The 16,981-nt window shown below is 74.5% G+C and carries 13 protein-coding genes; 7 read left to right on the top strand and 6 right to left on the bottom strand.

Annotation, left to right across the window (positions count from 1 at the left end):
* The first annotated feature begins 69 nt into the window (after positions 1 to 69).
* A complete protein-coding gene (locus IE313_RS27050) occupies positions 70 to 1,716 on the top strand; it encodes a Na+/H+ antiporter (protein WP_189936723.1) in 1,647 nt (548 codons plus the stop codon).
* A 73-nt stretch (positions 1,717 to 1,789) separates the two neighbouring features.
* On the opposite strand, the gene IE313_RS27045 is transcribed toward IE313_RS27050, so the two are convergent.
* Positions 1,790 to 2,287 carry a hypothetical protein gene (locus IE313_RS27045; protein WP_189936721.1) on the bottom strand — a complete coding sequence of 166 codons (498 nt, stop codon included), beginning with the start codon at positions 2,285 to 2,287 and terminating at the stop codon, positions 1,790 to 1,792.
* A gap of 773 nt (positions 2,288 to 3,060) precedes the next feature.
* Positions 3,061 to 3,636, bottom strand: a complete 576-nt coding sequence (locus IE313_RS27040; RefSeq protein ID WP_189936719.1) for a TerD family protein — start codon at positions 3,634 to 3,636, stop codon at positions 3,061 to 3,063.
* A gap of 477 nt (positions 3,637 to 4,113) precedes the next feature.
* Between IE313_RS27040 and arfB the strand changes: the two genes are divergently transcribed.
* The 4 genes from arfB (at position 4,114) to IE313_RS27015 (ending at position 8,847) form a co-directional block, all read left to right on the top strand.
* Positions 4,114 to 4,539, top strand: coding sequence for an alternative ribosome rescue aminoacyl-tRNA hydrolase ArfB (arfB, locus tag IE313_RS27035; RefSeq protein WP_189936717.1), 426 nt, complete (start codon positions 4,114 to 4,116; stop codon positions 4,537 to 4,539).
* Between the two features lie 324 nt (positions 4,540 to 4,863).
* A complete protein-coding gene (locus IE313_RS27030; protein ID WP_189936842.1) occupies positions 4,864 to 5,346 on the top strand; it encodes a flavin reductase family protein in 483 nt (160 codons plus the stop codon).
* Positions 5,347 to 5,940: 594 nt separating this feature from the next.
* The gene (gene cdgB, locus IE313_RS27020) at positions 5,941 to 7,623 is read left to right on the top strand and encodes a diguanylate cyclase CdgB (RefSeq protein ID WP_189936715.1); all 1,683 of its coding nucleotides are present in this window, start codon (positions 5,941 to 5,943) and stop codon (positions 7,621 to 7,623) included.
* A gap of 183 nt (positions 7,624 to 7,806) precedes the next feature.
* The gene (locus IE313_RS27015) at positions 7,807 to 8,847 is read left to right on the top strand and encodes a carbohydrate-binding protein (RefSeq protein WP_189936713.1); all 1,041 of its coding nucleotides are present in this window, start codon (positions 7,807 to 7,809) and stop codon (positions 8,845 to 8,847) included.
* A 410-nt stretch (positions 8,848 to 9,257) separates the two neighbouring features.
* Here IE313_RS27015 and IE313_RS27010 read toward each other — a convergent pair whose 3' ends face one another.
* The 3 genes from IE313_RS27010 to IE313_RS27000 all read right to left on the bottom strand — a co-directional run bounded on the left by IE313_RS27010 (position 9,258) and on the right by IE313_RS27000 (position 13,048).
* Positions 9,258 to 10,310 carry a 1-phosphofructokinase family hexose kinase gene (locus tag IE313_RS27010; RefSeq protein ID WP_189936711.1) on the bottom strand — a complete coding sequence of 351 codons (1,053 nt, stop codon included), beginning with the start codon at positions 10,308 to 10,310 and terminating at the stop codon, positions 9,258 to 9,260.
* 363 nt (positions 10,311 to 10,673) lie between these two features.
* Positions 10,674 to 11,912, bottom strand: coding sequence for an N-acetylglucosamine-6-phosphate deacetylase (gene nagA / locus IE313_RS27005; protein WP_189936709.1), 1,239 nt, complete (start codon positions 11,910 to 11,912; stop codon positions 10,674 to 10,676).
* Positions 11,912 to 13,048 carry an ROK family protein gene (locus tag IE313_RS27000; RefSeq protein ID WP_373317077.1) on the bottom strand — a complete coding sequence of 379 codons (1,137 nt, stop codon included), beginning with the start codon at positions 13,046 to 13,048 and terminating at the stop codon, positions 11,912 to 11,914. Before IE313_RS27000 ends, nagA begins: the two co-directional genes overlap by 1 nt.
* 382 nt (positions 13,049 to 13,430) lie before the next feature.
* Between IE313_RS27000 and IE313_RS26995 the strand changes: the two genes are divergently transcribed.
* A complete protein-coding gene (locus IE313_RS26995; protein ID WP_189936707.1) occupies positions 13,431 to 14,711 on the top strand; it encodes an extracellular solute-binding protein in 1,281 nt (426 codons plus the stop codon).
* A 298-nt stretch (positions 14,712 to 15,009) separates the two neighbouring features.
* The gene (locus IE313_RS26990) at positions 15,010 to 15,228 is read left to right on the top strand and encodes a DUF3263 domain-containing protein (RefSeq protein WP_189936840.1); all 219 of its coding nucleotides are present in this window, start codon (positions 15,010 to 15,012) and stop codon (positions 15,226 to 15,228) included.
* Positions 15,229 to 15,231: 3 nt separating this feature from the next.
* Here IE313_RS26990 and IE313_RS26985 read toward each other — a convergent pair whose 3' ends face one another.
* A complete protein-coding gene (locus IE313_RS26985) occupies positions 15,232 to 16,833 on the bottom strand; it encodes a PstS family phosphate ABC transporter substrate-binding protein (protein WP_229924990.1) in 1,602 nt (533 codons plus the stop codon).
* Between the last annotated feature and the right edge of the window lie 148 nt (positions 16,834 to 16,981).

The raw sequence follows: 16,981 nt of genomic DNA, 5'->3' as shown, positions 1-16,981 counted from the left end.
AAGCCGACCGGCACCGCGGGCCGGCAGACGGCAGGGAGCGGGCGTACGGATCCGTGGAGGGCAGCGGTTGTGCGGGGCCTGGAAGTCACCGTCGTGATCCTCGCGGCCGTCCTCGCCCTGACCTGGCTCGCCCGCCGCCTGAACTGGAACGAACCCGTCACCCTGGTCGCGGGCGGCTGCCTTGTCGGACTCACTCCGGACTTCCACGGGTTCCGCCTTCCGCCCGACGTCGTCCTGCTGCTCTTCCTCCCGCCCCTCCTCTACTGGGAGTCCCTCGGCACCTCGCTCCGCGAGGTGCGCAGGAACGTCCGCGGCATCGTCCTGCTGGCCACCGGCCTGGTGCTGGCCACCGCCACCGCCGTCGCCGCCGTGGGCCATGCACTCGGCCTGTCCTGGTCACTCGCCTTCGTGCTGGGCGCCGTGGTCGCCCCCACGGACGCCACCGCCGTGGCCGCCGTCGCCCGTGGCCTGCCCCGCCGGATCCGGACCGTCCTGCACACGGAGAGCCTGATCAACGACGGCACCGCGCTCGCCCTCTACGCCGTGCTCGTCGGTGTCGCCGCCGAGGGGCGGGTCTTCACCTGGCACGGCGTCACGCTGCGCCTGCTGCTCGCCTACGGCGGCGGCATCGCGATCGGTGCCGTCTGCGCCGCCGCGGCGGTGGCCCTGCGCGTCCGGATGCGGGACCGCGCCGTGGTGAGCACGCTCGGCGTGCTCACCCCGTTCGCCACCTACCTGCCCGCGCAGGCCGCCGGCGCCTCGGGCGTCCTCGCGGTGGTCACCTGCGGGCTGGTGATCAGCCAGGCGGGACCACGGCTGGGCAGCGCGGGCATCCGCGTGCAGACCACCGGCTTCTGGGAGGTGAGCACGTTCATCCTCAACAGTGCGCTGTTCGTGCTGGTCGGCATCCAGACGCCCGCCCTGGTGACCGCGTCCGGCGCCGGCACGCTCGGCCACCGGATCACCACCGCCGCCGTGGTCAGCGCGGTGGTGATCGCCACCAGGCTGATCTGGTTGTACTCGGTGCCCTACCTCATCCGCGCCCTGGACCGCCGCCCGGTCCAGCGCACGCTGCGCTACGGCGCGCGGCGCAGGTTCCCCCTCGCCTGGAGCGGGGTGCGCGGCGCCGTCTCGCTGGCGGCCGCGCTGGCGGTGCCCACCACCAAGGACGACGGCGGACCGCTCGCAGGACACGGCCTGGTGGTCTTCACCGCCGTCGCCGTCATCCTCGTCACCCTGGTCCTCCAGGGCGCCACGATGCCCGCGGTGGTCCGCTGGGCGGGCCTGCGCGACGACCCCGGCGAACGCGCGGAGGAACGCCGCGCCCACCGGCAGATCGCCACCGCCGCACTGGAGGCGCTGCCGCACCACGCCGACCTCCTCGGCACCCCGCCGCACAGTGCCGACGCCGTCCGCCGCGAGCTGCGCCAGTACGCCGCCCGGGACCAGGACACGGGCACCGTCGCCGGCCGCGACGTACGGGCCGAGCTGGAACTGCGCCGCGCCCTGGTCGCCGTCGAGCGCCGGGCCCTGGTCCGGCTGCGGGACCGGCGCAGCATCGACGACGCGGTGCTGCACCGGTTGCAGTCGGTCCTGGACAGCGAGGAGGTCAGGATCGATCTGTCCATGAGCGCGCTGCCGGAGCGGCGGGAACGTGCCCGGGGCACCGGCACCGCCGGGGGCCCCGACGCCCCCGGTGGCGCCGGGGACTTGTGAGGCGCAGGTGGCCGGGTCGTCGGCTCGTCGGGTCGTCGGGTCGTCGGTCGCGGCGCCCCGCGGCGCCCGGCCCTCACACCCGTGGGAAACGGGCCTGGAGTTGCCAGACAGCCGGGTTCTCGCCCAGGTCCTCGTGCATGTCGATGAGGTCGGCGAGCAGATCGTGCAGGAAGTCGCGGGATTCCCGGCGCAGTTCGGCGTGCGCGAAGGTGAGCGGGGGTGCCTCCTCGGGCGCCCAGTCGGCCTCGATGCTCACCCAGCCGAAGCGCCGCGCGAAGCGCAGCCGGTCCGTGGACTCAGTGAAGTCCAGCTCGGCCGGGTAGGGGCCCGGGGCCCGGCTGCCGCGCGGATCGCGGTCGAGCTGCTCGGCGATGTCGCACAGCGCCCAGGCGAAGTCCAGCACGGGCACCCATCCCCAGGCTGTGGACAGTTCGCGGTCCGCCTTGGTGTCCGCCAGGTACACATCACCGCAGAACAGGTCGTACCGCAGCGCGCGTACGTCCGCGGCGCGGTAGTCGGTCCCCGGGGGGTCGGGAAAACGAGTGGAGAGGGCGTAGCCGATGTCGAGCACGGGGGGATGGTGTCATGGGGCGCACGGGGTTGCGCACGCGCGCTGGTGGAGGCCGCTGCGCCGCGGGCATGGAGCGTCGAGCGGGCGGGCGCGACGGAGCATCGAGCGGGCGGGCGCGGTGGACGCGCGCCCGCGGTGCTCCCGGGCCGCGGCGCCCTTGGGGCCGACTCCGGGGCAGGAGCTTTGCGAAAGACGGGCTTTGCGGAAGGCGCCCCTGCTGGACGTGCGCCCGGCTCGGGTGGGCCGTTTGACGGGCGGACGGGCGGACGGGCGGGTGGGTGGACGGCTGGGGCCGGCTACGGCCGCGGGCCGCAGGCCACGGGTGGCGGACCGCGGGGGTGGTGGACCGCGGACGGCGGAACGCGGGAGTGGCGGACCCCGGACGGCGGGCGGCTGACGCCGGTGGTGCCGTCTCCCCGCCTCCCCGTCGGCCCGCGCGGACCCACCGGACCGTATGCCGGGGCGGCGGTACCGGTGTGCCGAGGGCACGGTGGCACCGCCGCTCCTGGTACTCGCGGGCGCCCGGTGCCGCGTCCCGGAGCCGCGCTTGCCTCCCGCGGTCGCGGACGCGGCCGCGGCACGCAGACGGCTGTCGGGCCGTCAGGCGAGGAATCCTGCCACGGCGGCCGTCTGTCGGAGGCTCCTGCGTCGGCGGCCGTCAGGCGAGGACTCCTGCCACGGCGACCGTCGGGCGGAGGCTCCTGGCCCGACGGCCGTCGGACGGAACCCCAGTGCCCGTGGTCGTCGGCCGAACATCCCTGTGCCGGCGGTCGTCAGACGTTGACGCCGAAGTCCTGGGCGATGCCGACCAGGCCCGAGGCGTATCCCTGGCCCACCGCGCGGAACTTCCACTCCGCGCCGTTCCTGTAGAGCTCGCCGAAGACCATGGCGGTCTCGGTGGCGGCGTCCTCGCTCAGGTCGTAGCGGGCGATCTCGGCGCCGCCGGCCTGGTTCACGATGCGGATGTAGGCGTTGCGGACCTGGCCGAAGTTCTGGCTGCGGTTCTCGGCGTCGTAGATGGAGACCGGGAAGACGACCCTGTCGATGTCGGCGGGCAGGCCGGAGAGGTTGACGTTGATCGCCTCGTCGTCGCCCGCGCCTTCGCCGGTGCGGTTGTCGCCGGTGTGGACGATGGTCTGGTCGGGCGTCTGCTTGTTGTTGAAGAAGACGAAGTGACTGTCGGAGTGGACCTTGCCCTGGCCGTTCACCGCGATGGCGGAGGCGTCCAGGTCGAAGTCGGTGCCGGTGGTGGTGCGGACGTCCCAGCCGAGGCCCACCGTGACGGCGGTCAGGCCCGGTGCCTCCTTGGTGAGCGAGACGTTGCCGCCCTTGGACAGGCTTACAGCCATTTCGGGAAGTCCCTTCCATCGAGATGAGTTCGGTCGGCGCGGGTGGCCCTCGTGCACGGGTGCGCGGCGGTGTGCGGCACGGTGTGCCGCTGCGTGTCGCTGCGCGGGGCCCACGCCGCCGACGAAGCTACCGTCACCCCTAGGAACGCCGACCGACCGCCATGGGGTTCCCTACTTCTTTACTTTCTTTGCCAAGGCTTTTTCCTCACGAACATGCCTTCGAGAAGTGATGGCGCGGGGTGGTGGCGGGTGGGCCGCGGACGCGGATCGTCGCGCCTGGGAAGCGGGCCTGGGAAGCGGGCCTGGGGAGAGTGACGGGGAGCGCGACGGTGCGCGGGGTGCCGCACCCGGCCTCGGGGTCCGCGGGAGGACGGGGCGGGAACGGCGGCCGACGGGACGGGGCGGGAGGGGCGGACGGCGGAGCGGGGTGGGGAAAAGCGGGTGACGGGGCGGGTGGTGACGAGGGACGATGGCGGTATGGCCGGTCCCTATGTCATCCGTGGCTCCGTCTCGCTGCCAGAGGCCGAGCTCATGTGGCGTTTCTCCAGGTCGTCGGGGCCCGGCGGGCAGCATGTCAACACCTCGGACTCACAGGTGGAGCTGCGGTTCGACCTCGCGCGCACGGAGTCGTTGCCGCCGGTGTGGCGCGACCGCGCGCTCGCGCGCCTCGCCGGGCGGCTCGTCGACGGGGTGGTGGCCGTACGGGCCTCCGAGCACCGCTCCCAGTGGCGCAACCGCGAGGCGGCCGCCGTGCGGTTGGCCGCGCTGCTGGCGGAGGCCACGGCACCACCGCCGCGGGCGCGGCGCGCCACCCGGGTGCCCCGGGGGATCAACGAGCGGCGGCTGGTGGAGAAGAAGCGGCGGGGGGACACCAAGCGCGGCCGCTCGAACCGCTGGGAGTGATCCGCGCCCTGCCGCCGCGCGCGCCCGAAGGACCTTCCGGTTCGCGGGGTTGTCTGGTTCGCGGGTTGTCTGGTCCGCGGGGTTGTCCGGTTCGCGGGGCAGTCTCGCCCGCGGGAACGAGCGCGCGGCACCCGGACCCGGTGCGGGTGTCGGGCGCTGGACCTAGGCCTTGGGGACGGGGCGGGGCTGATGCGCCGGTGCGGTGCGGATGGTTAGCGTTACGGCGTGTCCAACGCCTTCGCCGTCCCACAGCACCCGGAACCGCACTCCCCACGCCCGGACGGGCATGCTGAGGGGGTGAGCGACGACGAGTTCCGTGCCGTCATGTCCCGGCTGGCCGGTGGCGTGGCGCTGGTCACCGCGCAGGAGCCCGCACTGGACCCGGACGGCCCGGGCGGCGAGGACGCCGGGATGACGGCGACCTCCTTCATGTCCGTCTCGCTCGAACCGCCCCTCGTCCTCGTCAGCGTGCGCAACGGCTCCCGCATGGACGATCTGCTGGCGGAGCAGCCGCTGTGGGCCGTCTCCCTGCTGGCGGAGGGCCAGCGGCAGATCGCGGGGCGCTTCGCGATGCGGGGGCGGCTCAGCGACCGGCTGCTGTTCCAGGACGTGGCGCACACGCGCGGGGAGTTCTCCGGTGCTCCGCTGGTGGACGGGGCGCTGGCCACCCTCGAATGCCGGACCCGGCAGCGGGTCACCGCCGGGGACCACACCCTGGTGATCGGGCTCGTCCTCGCCACGGCCCTCCCCCGTCCCGAGGGCACCCCCCTCGCCTACTTCCGCGGCCGCTACCGCCACCTGAAGTAGCCCCCGGCGCCCTGCCCCCGGCCCGCCCCGGCGTCCTGCCGCGCACCCCCGCCGGACCCACCCGCCGGCTTCTCCGCAACCCCCGCCGGACCCACCCGGCGGCCCTCCCCGGCCCCACCCGGCGCCCTCTCCCGACCCTCTCCCCACGCCCCCGCGCCCCGTCCCGATCGGCCCTGCGCGCGCGTGGCTGCCTCCCGGCGGGGCCCGCTCCGCCATGGCGTGCCCGCCGTCCCCTGCCGCGTCCCGATCGCGCAAGGCGCCACCCGAGCCCGCTCCCCGGCCCGGCGCACCCATAATGGGGGCCGCCGGACTTCTCCGGGCGGCCCCGATTTGCGTTCAGGAAACGCACGCCGCAACCGCAGACAACGTCGTCAAAGGTTCAGAACCTACTGTGACTTGAGTCACACGAGCCATATTTTGTTGACCCTGTGTACCGAGTGGGCAGCTCGCTGTGATTCAGTGACGGAGACGGTGCGATACGCACGCCGGACACACCGGACACACGGTCGAACGTACGCCGATGACGACACGCTGACATTGCTGACATAGCTGACATATCCGGAGTTGCTGACGAGAGTCTCGGGGAGGGCGAGCATGGACACGGAGTCCGAGCCGTACGTCCGCCTGGCGACCCTGCGGCAGTTGCACCAGGTCATGGCGGACATGAACACCGCCCGCAGCCTCGCCGACACCCTCCAGACCGTCGCGGACGGCGTCGTGGACGGTCTCGGCTACGAGCTGGCCTGCGTCAACCTGGTGCGGCCCGACGGCGACCTCGTCGTCGCCGCCCTCGCCGGTGACAGCGCCGCCGAGGCCCTGATCACGGGCCGCGTCGGATCCCGGCTGTCCTGGGAGCGCCGGCTCGCCATGGGCGAGGCATGGGGGGACCTGCGGTTCATCCCGCACACCGAGGGCTGGATCCTCGACGAGGACGACGTCCCCCAGTGGTTCACGGAAGGCCCGGAACCCCGCTTCGAGGACGAGTGGCACCCCGCCGACCGCCTCTTCGCGCCCCTGTACGCGCCCGGCGCCTCCGGCGGAGAACTCCTCGGCGTGATCTCCGTGGACCGCCCGCGAAACGGCCGCCGCCCCGGTCCCTGGGGCCGCGAGGCCCTCCAGATGTACGCGTTCCAGGCCGCCATCGCGATCAGCAACGCCCGCCTGCGCGCGAACATGCAGCGCGCCCTGGTCCGCCTGGAGCGCGAGCAGCAGGCCCTGCGCGCCAGCGAGGAATCCTTCCGACAGGCCTTCGAGTACGCCCCGTCCGGCATGGCCATCGCCGAGATGGGCGGCGACCAGCACGGCCGGATCCTGCGCGCCAACGACGCCCTGTGCCGTCTGCTGGGCCGCCCGGCGTCGATGATGCGGCGCTACTCCTTCTCCGACCTGGTGCACCCCGAGGACATCGGGACCCTGCTGCGCACCTCCGCCGAGGGCGGCCGCGCCGAACTGCGCCTGGCCCGCCGCGACGGCACCTACATGTGGGTCTCGCTGCGCAACTCCGTCGTCGCCGACGCGGCCGACGGTCCCCGCTTCCTCCTCACCCACGTCGAGGACATCGAGGAGCGCAAGCGCCGCGAGCTCCAGCTCGCCCACCGCGCCTCCCACGACTCCCTCACCGGCCTGCCGAACTCCGCCGAGCTGCGCGCCCGGCTCGGCGCCCGCCTCTGCGGCCGCCCCCAGGCCCTGCCGCCCACCGACATCGATTCCCTCGACGCGGCCTACGGCGGCCCGCTGGGCGGCCTCGGTCTCGGATACGGCCCCGACGGACCCGCGGCGGCCACCGCCGACGCCGGCACCGGCGCAGGCACCGGCGGCTTCGCGGGCGGCCACGACCACGTGCACACCGTCGCCCCCGAGGGCGAGGCGGACGACGGCACCAAGGGCCTCGCCGTGCTCTTCTGCGACCTGGACGGCTTCAAGTCGATCAACGACCGCTTCGGGCACCACACCGGCGACGCCGTCCTCATCGAGGTCGCCCGCCGCCTCACCAACGGCGTGCGCGACGGCGACACGGTCGCCCGGCTCGGCGGCGACGAGTTCGTCGTCCTCGCCGACGGCCTCGGCCGCGCCGACGCCCAGGACCTCGCCGTGCGCCTGCGCAACGCGATCATCCCGCCGATAAGGGTCGACGGCAGGGCCGTCCGCGTCGGCGCCAGCTTCGGCATCGGGTGGGCACACTGCGGCATGTCGGCGGACGAAGTGTTGAAATCGGCTGACCAGCGGATGTACATCGAGAAGCGGTCGCGTGCCAAACAGCACAGACGCGCCGGTTAACCGCAGGTCAGAGCTGTCAGAGGGGTACGGATGCGGTCCGCGGCCCCCATGCGGGGCGGTCGGAGCGGGTAGGCTCGGCGGGTCCGCAGACCTGAGCGACCGCACAGACCGCATGTGCACGCGCGCGGCAGCCCGCCGCGCGGAGACCGCACAGACCCCATGTGCCAAGGAGTGACCAAGGGAATGACGGCCGGCAACAACGGCGCGAGCACGCCCGAGGACGACGACCCGTTCGGTTATCTGTACGCCGACGGACAGGCGTCCGGGGCCACCCCGCCCAGCGGAGGCGGCGGCTACGGCTACCCCGGTCCCCGGTCCTCGTACAACCAGGTCCGCACCGTGGGCGAGCGCCAGTACGGGCAGCAGTCCCAGGGCGGGCGCGGCGGCGGATACGGGTATCCGCCCCCGCAGGGCCAGCAGCCCGGTCAGGGCCGGCCCGGCGGGCCGGGCCAGGGGCAGACCGCCGCCTTCGGGCAGGTCCCGCAGCAGGGCTACCACCAGCCCAACACCCACTACCAGGCTCCCGAGACCCTGCCGGGCGGCCCACCCGGACAGCACGGCCCGTCGGGCTACGACGACGGGGGCCACGGCCGGCGGGGCCGGGGCCCCAACACCAAGGGGCTGCTGATCGGCGCGCTCGCGGTGGTCGCCGCGGTCGTCATAGGCATCTCGGTGGCCGTGCTCTCCGGGCAGGACGACGACAAGGAAAGCCCCAAGGCCGGTTCGGGACCCAGCGCGGCCGACTCCGCCCAGCCCAGCGAGACCACCCCCGCGCACCAGTCGGGCGACACCGGCAAGCTGCCCAAGGCCGACGCCAAGGCACTGAGGCTCGACGGCGGTACGGTGACCGCCTCCGACATCAAGGGCGCCAAGGCGGACGGCGGCGTCTACGTCGCCGGCCTCAACCAGCCGGGCGCCTCGGCGACCTGGACCGTCAACGGCATCCCCGACTCCGGCAAGTACACGCTGTTCATCGGCTACGGAGTGCCCGGCAAGGACGCGACCGCGACCCTCACGGTGAACGGCACGGCGCAGACCAGCCCGCTCAGCCTGAAGAACTGGGCCAATGCGGCCCAGGGCGACTGGGAGAAGGGCTGGACCCGGTCGTACGCCTACGTCGAGCTCAACAAGGGCACCAACACGCTCAAGATCTCCTGCGAGCAGGGCAACCAGTGCGACGCCAACCTGGACCAGGTCTGGCTGGAGAAGGGCTGGAAGAAGTAGCACCCGTCCGCCCGCCCGGCCCGCCGCGACGGTGGGACGGCCGGGCCGACGGTCCGCTCCCGGCGGCCCCGGCGGCCCCGGCGGACGGGGCCCGAGCGGCCCCGGACGGACCGGCGGCGACGGGACGCCCCGGACGGGCCGGTGCCCGACGCGGCGCGTCCGCCGATGCCGTGCTTGCCGTGCTCGTCACGGCCGCGTCCGCTGATGCCGTGCCTGCCGTGCCTGCCGTGGCCGGGTCCGCTGATGCCGTGCTTGCCGTGGCCGGGTCCGCCGATGCCGTGCTCGTCACTGCGGGTTGGGTCCTGTCGTGCGCAGTGCGCCGCGTTGCGCTGGGGCCGCCTCCGCCGTGGTCGTGCGCCGTGCGGGTGTGGTGGGGCCCGGTGGGAGCGCGCGAGGAGGCCGTCAGAGCCTCACGTCGCCTCGGTGACCTCCACGCGCCCCAGCATTTCCCGGTACGCCCCGCGGTCGAACTCCCCGGCCGCGGTGGACAGGACCGTCGCCGCCGACAGCGCGGCCGCCCTGACCAGCCGCTTCGGCCAGGGGAGGTTGTCCACCAGGCCGGACAGCAGCCCGGCGACGGCGGAGTCGCCGGCCCCGGTCGCGTTGCCGCGCACCGGGCTGCCGCGCAGCCGCCGCGGCGGCGCCACCCGCCAGCGGCCCTCCGGCGTCACGGCGAACATGCCCCGCGGCCCGAGCGAGGCGACCACCGCATGGGCACCTCGGCGACGGGCGTCGCGGGTGGCCTGGGCGGGCTCGTGGGAACCGGTGAGCTCGGCCAGCTCGTCGGCGTTCGGCTTGACGATGTCGGGACGGGCGGCGACCGCACGGCGCAGCGGTTCACCGCTGGTGTCCAGCAGCACGGGCACGGACGCGGCCCGCGCGGCGCGTACCAGCCGGGCGTACGCACCGACCGGCACGCCGGGCGGCAGGCTGCCGCACAGGGCCACCGCCGAGCAGGTGCCGAGCAGCTCCTCGTAGGCGGTGGTGAAGGCGGTCCACTCATCGGGCGCGATGACCGGGCCGGCCTCGTTGAGCTGGGTCGTCTCGCCGGTGGCGGCGTCCACCACGGCGACCGTGCGGCGCGTGGTACCGGCGACCCCCACCAGCGCGTCCCGCAGGCGTGGGGCGCGGGACGGTCCGGAGCCCCCGGAGCCCCCGGAGCCCCCGGAGTCGTCAGCCGCCTGCGCGTCCTGCGCGTCCTGCGCGCCCGGCGTGCAGTCGGCCGCTCCGGCCGTGCCGCACTGCTCGGCGAGCTGTTCGCGCAGCGCACGCCCCGTGGGGCCGCCGGCGAAGCCGGTGACGGTCACCTCGTGGCCGAGCGCCGCGAGCACGCGGGCGACGTTGAGCCCCTTGCCGCCGGGGCGTTCCGTCACTTCCCTGATCCGGTGGGTGGCACCCGGATGCAGCGCCGCGACCTCGTACGTGATGTCGAGAGCGGCGTTCAGCGTGACCGTGAGGATCACCCGGGCCCTCCCCGAAGAGTTCGCCTGCCGTGCGGCTGGTGGTCGTACCGCTGTCCGGTCCTGATCATGCCAAAGACTCCGCGGCAGGCCCAGACCGCGTACCCGGCCGGCGCACACCCGGCGCCTGCGCGGGAGTGCGGGCGGGCGGCAGGCGGGGCGGTGCGCGGGCGCGCACCGCCCCGCTGGACAGCCGTCCGACAGCCGTCCGACAGCCGTCCGACAGCCGTCCGACAGCCGTCCGACAGCCGTCCGACAGCCGTCGGACGACCGCCGGACAGCCGGGGAACGGCCGGTTCACACGGGCCGGAACGGCCGGTTCACACGGGCCGGAACGGCCGGTTCACACAGGGGAGAACGACCGGATCACACGGCCGGGCGCACCACCCACTCGCCCTTGCGCATCACACCGGCGAGGGCGAAGTCCGCGTCGAGGACCACCAGATCGGCGTCCTTGCCGGGGGCGAGGGAGCCCACGGTGTCGTAGCGGCCGAGGAGCCGCGCCGGGGTCTCGGACAGTGCGCGGACGGCGTCCTGCACGGGCAGGCCGTCGACGGTGACCGCCCGCTGGAAGGCGCGGTCCAGGGTGAGGGTGGAACCCGCGATCGCACCGCCCACCGCGAGCCGCGCCACACCCTCCTTGACCTCCACCTCCAGCGGGCCGAGACGGTAGACGCCGTCGCCGAAGCCCGCCGCGTCCATCGCGTCCGTGATGAAGGCGACCCGGGCGGCGCCCGCGTGGTCGAAGGCCAGGCGCAGGGCGGCCGGGTGCAGATGGGTGCCGTCGTTGATCAGCTCGACGGTGACCCGCTCGTCCTCCAGCAGCGCCGCGATCGGTCCCGGCGCGCGGTGGCCGAGCGGCGGCATCGCGTTGAAGAGGTGCGTGGCCACGCTCGCGCCCGCCTCGACGGCGGCCACGGTCTGCTCGTACGTGGCGTCGGTGTGCCCCACCGCCGCGATCACGCCGTGCTCCGCGAGCAGCCGTACGGAGTCCAGGCCGCCGGGGAGTTCGGGTGCGAGGGTGACCATCCGGGCCTGGCCGCGCGCCGCGTCGAGCAGCTTGCGCACCTCGGCGGGATCCGGGTCGCGCAGCAGGGCCTCGGCGTGTGCGCCCTTGCGGCACGGCGAGATGAAGGGGCCCTCGAAGTGGACGCCGGCGATGTCGCCCTGCTCCGCGAGCTCGGAGAGCAGCCCGGCGCGCTGCGCCAGGGCGGCGGTCTCGCCGGTGACCGTGGAGGCCACCACGGTGGTGGTGCCGTGCAGGCGGTGGGTGCGGACGCCGGTGAGGACCTCGTCCACGGAGCCGTTGGTGAAGGAGGCGCCCCCGCCGCCGTGGTTGTGGATGTCGACGAAACCGGGGACCAGCCAGTGGCCGGTGAGGTCGAGGCTCTCGCCGTCCGCGGGATCGGCGGGATCGGCCTTTGCGGCGGTTCTCGGGGCGCGGTCCGGGGCCGCGGCCGCCGCGCCGTCCCCGGGAGCGCCGGGAGCGCTCCCGGAGACGGCGACGATCCTGCTGCCCTCGATGGTGATACGGCCGTCTTCGAGGATCGAGCCGGGCAGGACCGCCCGGGCACCGGTGAGAGTGCGTCTGTCCTTCGCGGGCATCAGGCGGTTACCTCCGGGGTGTCATGGGTGGCGGCGGCGGTGCCGCGGGGCGCGGGAGGCGTGGGGGCGGGTTCGGCACCGGCCGTGCCGCCGCCCGGGGTGGTGGGCTCGCCCGGGGTGGTGGGCCCGTCCGGGGTGGTGGGCCCGTCCTGGGTGGTGGGCCCGTCCTGGGTGGTGGGTTCGGCGGCCGGGGCCTTCACGCCCGGGCCCGCCGCGCCCTGTGCCAGCAGGTCCCACGCGAGCAGCCCCGCGCCGAGGCAGCCCGCGGTGTCGCCGAGGGCCGCCGGCACAATGTCGGGCAGCCCCTGGAAGGTGACGCGCCGCTCGACGGCGGCCCGCAGCGGTCCGAACAGCGTCTCACCGGCCTCGGCGAGGCCGCCGCCGACGATCAGCGTGCGCGGGTCGAGCAGGGTGAGCGCGGTGAGCAGACCGTCCGCGAGCGCGTCCACGGCCTCCTGCCAGACCCGGGCCGCACGCGGGTCGCCCGAGGCGACGGCCCGGGCGCAGTCCGCGGCGTCCGCGTCCGGGTCGCCGGAGGCGGCCGCCCACGCCCGGCTCACCGCCGCCGCCGACGCCAGCCGCTCCAGGCAGCCGCGCTGGCCGCAGTTGCACAGCGGGCCGCCGGGGCGCACCACCACGTGCCCGATCTCGCACGCCGAACCGTGGGCGCCCGGCTCGATGGCGCCGCCGATGCCGATGGCACCCGCGATGCCGGTGCCGAGGGCCACGAAGAGGAAGCGGTCGGTGCCCCGGCCCGCTCCGATCCGGCCCTCGGCGAGCCCGCCGGTGCGCACGTCGTGCCCGAGCGCCGCCGGCACCCCGCCCAGCCTCCGGCTCAGCAGGTCGCGCAGCGGTACGTGGTCCCAGCCCAGGTTGGCGGCGTAGACGGCGACGCCGCGCGCCGCGTCGACGATGCCGGGCACCGCGGCGCCGACCGCTGCCGCGCTCTCGCCGAGGAGCTCCTCGCCCCGGCCGCGCAGCTCGGCGGCGAAGTCGAGGATGGAGTCGACGACGGCGTCGGCGCCCCGCTCGCGGCCGGTCGCACGGCGCCGCTCGTGGAGCAGCGTCCCGTCCGCCGCGACCAGGGCGCCCTTCATTCCGGTGCCGCCCACGTCCAGGGCGATGACATGTCTCACGGGGACAGTCTCCCGGAAGTACCCGCGAGAGGTCTAGTCCAGTCGCCCGTACCGCTCAACCCGTGTTGCGCGGGGTTCGGGAGTGACTGCGTTGCTGAAACGAAACCTCAGGTGGTGTAGACCTCATGGGCCGAAGGGGGAAGGACACGGAGGGCGCGCTCGGTCATGGGGCGCGCTCACGCATGCCCATGTGCCGTGGGCGCCTTGGCGCCGGCGAGCGGCGGCGGAGGCGGCGCACGGCACGGGCGCGGGCGGCGGGACACGCCCCACCGCGGGGCCGCGGGCCGCGTGCGGCGCCCTGCCGGGCGCCGCACGGCCCTGCGCCGTGGGACGCCCGCACGGCGCAGGGCGCGTACGCAGGATGCGAGGGAGGACCAGGGCAATGGGAGCAGTCGTGCGGCGGCACGGTAGGGGGCTGACCGCGGTGGCGGCCGCGCTGGGTCTGACGGCGGGACTCGCGGCCTGCGGCCACCCCGGCGACTCCGACGGCGTCACCCTGCGGCTGGTGGCGGCCGACTACGGCGACTCGCCCGCGAACGCCTCCCAGAAGTACTGGACCACGCTGGCGGACAGGTTCGAGGCGTCCCACCCGGGCATCAGGATCAAGGTCGCCGTCTACTCGTGGAACGACGTCGACCGCAGGGTCAAGGACATGGTGGCCCGCGGTGACGCCCCGGACATCGCGCAGATCGGGGCCTACGCCGACTACGCCGCGCAGGACCGCCTCTACAGCGCCGACGACGTGCTCTCCATCCCCACCGAGGCGAACTTCCTGCCCGCGCTGCGCACGGCCGGCGAGGTCAGCCGCATCCAGTACGGCCTGCCCTTCGTCGCCTCCACCCGGCTGCTCTTCTACAACAGGACGCTCTTCGCCAAGGCGGGCATCGGGGGCCCGCCGACGACCTGGGAGGAGCTGCGCGACGACGCGGCCCTGCTGAAGGCACACGGCGTGAAGGTGCCGTTCGCACTGCCGCTGGGACCCGAGGAGGCCCAGGCGGAGACGATGATGTGGCTGCTGAGCGGCGGCGACGGCTACGTGAACGACATCGGTTCCTACACCCTCGACTCCAAGCAGAACGTCCGCACCTTCACCTGGCTGAAGGACAACCTCGTCGGCCCGGGCCTCACCGGGCCCACCCCGCCCGCGCGGCTCGACCGCGCCGAGGCGTTCGCCGAGTTCGCGGACGGCGACGTCGGCATGCTCAACGGCCACCCCACCCTGATGAAGACCGCCGACGACCAGGGCGTGAAGTTCGGGATGGTGCCGCTGCCCGGGCCCGACGGCAGGGCCAAGGCCGCGATGGGCGTCGCCGACTGGATGATGGCCTTCAAGCAGGGCGGGCACAAGGCGGAGATCCGCACCTTCCTGGACTACGTCTACAACGACACCAACATGCTCTCCTTCTGCCGCGAGTACGACCTGCTGCCCGTCACCACCTCCGCGTCCCAGGCGATGTCGGGCGCGCACTCCGCAGGCCGTCTCGGCCCGTTCCTGGACGAGCTGCCGAGCGCCGAGCTGTATCCGGTGGCCAAGACGTCCTGGGCGGCGGTCAGCGCGGACATCAAGAAGACGATCGGCAGCGCGGTCGCTCCCGGCGCCGACCCCGCCTCCGTCCTCGGCGCACTCGAGCGCAGCGCCCAGGCCACCGACAACGCCGACTGAGCGGTACGGTCGGCCCATGGACGACAGCGGCGCACCCGGCAGCACGGCACCGCACGAGGACGAGCCGCGCCGGAGGGCACCCGGCGACGCCGACGCGGGCACCGGCACCGGCACAGAGGGCCGCACGGCGGCGGACGGCGGCACGGACGCCGGCACGGACGCCGGCACCGGGGCCGACGCGGGCAGCCGCACCGAGGGAGGCCCCGAGGCAGCCCAGGACGCCGGCACCGGAAGCGGCACGCAGAGCGGCACCCAGAGCGGCACCGGCGGCGGCGCCGAGGGCGGCGCGGACGGGCCGCTGAGCGAGCGGCACCGCGCCGTGCTCGCGCTCGAACACCGCAGTTGGCCCGGCCCGGGCGCGAAGGAACGCGCCATCCGCGAGCGGCTCGGCCTCGCGCCCGTCCGCTACTACCAGCTCCTCAACGCCCTCCTCGACGACCCCCGCGCCCTCGCCCACGACCCGGTCACGGTCAACCGGCTGCGCCGGGTCCGCGCGCGGCGCCGCACGGAACGCTGAGCGTCACCGCCCGTCCGAGCGCGCCGCGTGGCACGCCTCCAGGTTCTCCGGGACCGAGCAGGGCAGGTGGCCGCCCCGCTCCATGATGGTCTGCCCGGTGTCACCGGTCATGGAGTCGAGGAACTTGGACGTGAGGGAGTTGGCCGGCGCAGTGCCGTAGGTGTAGGCGTACTCGGGCTCCCGGAACGGGTACCCGCGCTCCGCGACCGCCTTGATCGACGGCTGCTCCCCGTCCAGGGCGAGCAGCCGCAGCCTGCCCGCGGCGGCGTACCGCTCGGCGCTGTCCAGGTCCGCGTAGCCGATCGCGCCCGGAGTGTCGGCCACGGCCCTCAGCAGCCGGTCCGTGCTGCTCTGCTCGCAGCGGGTGATGCCCTGGTAGCGGCGGATGCGGGTGGCGCAGTCGTCGGCGCCCGAGGTGCGCGGCGGTTCGGTGGCACCGCCCAGCAGGCGGTCCTCGAAGACGTTGCGGGTGCCCGACGCGCCGTCCCGGCCCACCAGGGTGACCCGGAGGCCGGGCCCGGGCGCGCCGGTGGCCGTGCGCAGCCGGCGCCAGTCGGTGATCCCGCCCGTGTAGAGCTTCCGGAGGTCGGCGAGCCGGATGCCGGTGAGCGGCACGTCCTCGTTCACCACCAGCGCGAACACGGAGACGGCGACCAGCCGTCCCGTCAGATGCGGGTCCCTGCTCTGCGCCGGGCCGTCGGACAGCGCGAGGTACGGGGCGAAGCCGCCGCCCGCCGCCCCGCCGCGGTCCAGGAGCGTGCTGATGCCGGCGCCGCTGCCCTGCGCGTTGACGGTGATGTGCGGGGCGTCCCGGCAGTTCTCGCGATAGGCGGCGGCCAGGCGCGCCATCACCGGCTGGAAGGCGGTCGAGCCGACGACCGTGAGGCGCCCGCCGGCGCAGCCGGCCGGCAGCGGTCTGTCCTGGAACCTGTTGAAGAAGAACGGCTGGGCCACCATCACCAGGAACAGGCTCAGGATCAGCCCGAGCATCCGGTTGCTGGGCCGCCGGAACTTCTCGTTGTTGCGGATCCTGCCCTCCCTGAGCCGGCCGTCGATCCCGGGGTCCCTCCCCTCGCCCGGGCCGGTCAGCAGCACCAGCAGCTTGAAGTGGTCGCCCCTGTTCAGCGGCACGCGGGGGATGGAGACCTCGGCGCCCGACCAGACCAGGCCGGGGCTCTCCTCGGTGCTGCCGCGAGGCAGGTAGCGCAGCAGCGACAGATGGCTCGGCTCGGTCACCGCCACGTCCCTGACCGTGCGGCCGGGGAAGGTGGCGGTCAGGCCGTGGTTCTCGTCCGGGGCGGTGATGTAGTCCGCGGCGTCGATGCCGCGGAAGCCGTCGTTCTCTATCCTCAGCAGGACCAGGGAGGCGCCGCTCAGGTCCGGGTGGTTCTCCAGCATCCGCAGCCGCTGGTGCAGCGGGCCCTCGTCCTGGCGGCCGTCGTCGATCACCGTGTCCATCTGGACGCGGAAGCCGATCCGCTTGCGGCCCGGGAACAACCGCTCGTACGAGAGCACCCCGACGGTGGTCACGACGCCGAGCAGCGCCAGCAGGTTCTCCGGAGCCAGCAGGTTCCCGAGCCACACCATGTCGTCCCCCACGCACATGATCCGAGGCGATGCCGAGCCGCCGCCCCGTGGACGGCCCCCCGGCGCCGGGCCCCGTGAGGCCGTGCCGGCCGTGCCAAGGGCGACAAATGTACGAGTCGGACGGGGCCCCGGCGATGCCCGGGCCGCGCTCGCACGCATTGTTCGC

The organism is Streptomyces sulfonofaciens, assembly GCF_014656295.1.
Taxonomy (GTDB): Bacteria; Actinomycetota; Actinomycetes; order Streptomycetales; family Streptomycetaceae; genus Streptomyces; species Streptomyces sulfonofaciens.
This window is presented reverse-complemented; position numbering and strand designations above follow the sequence as displayed.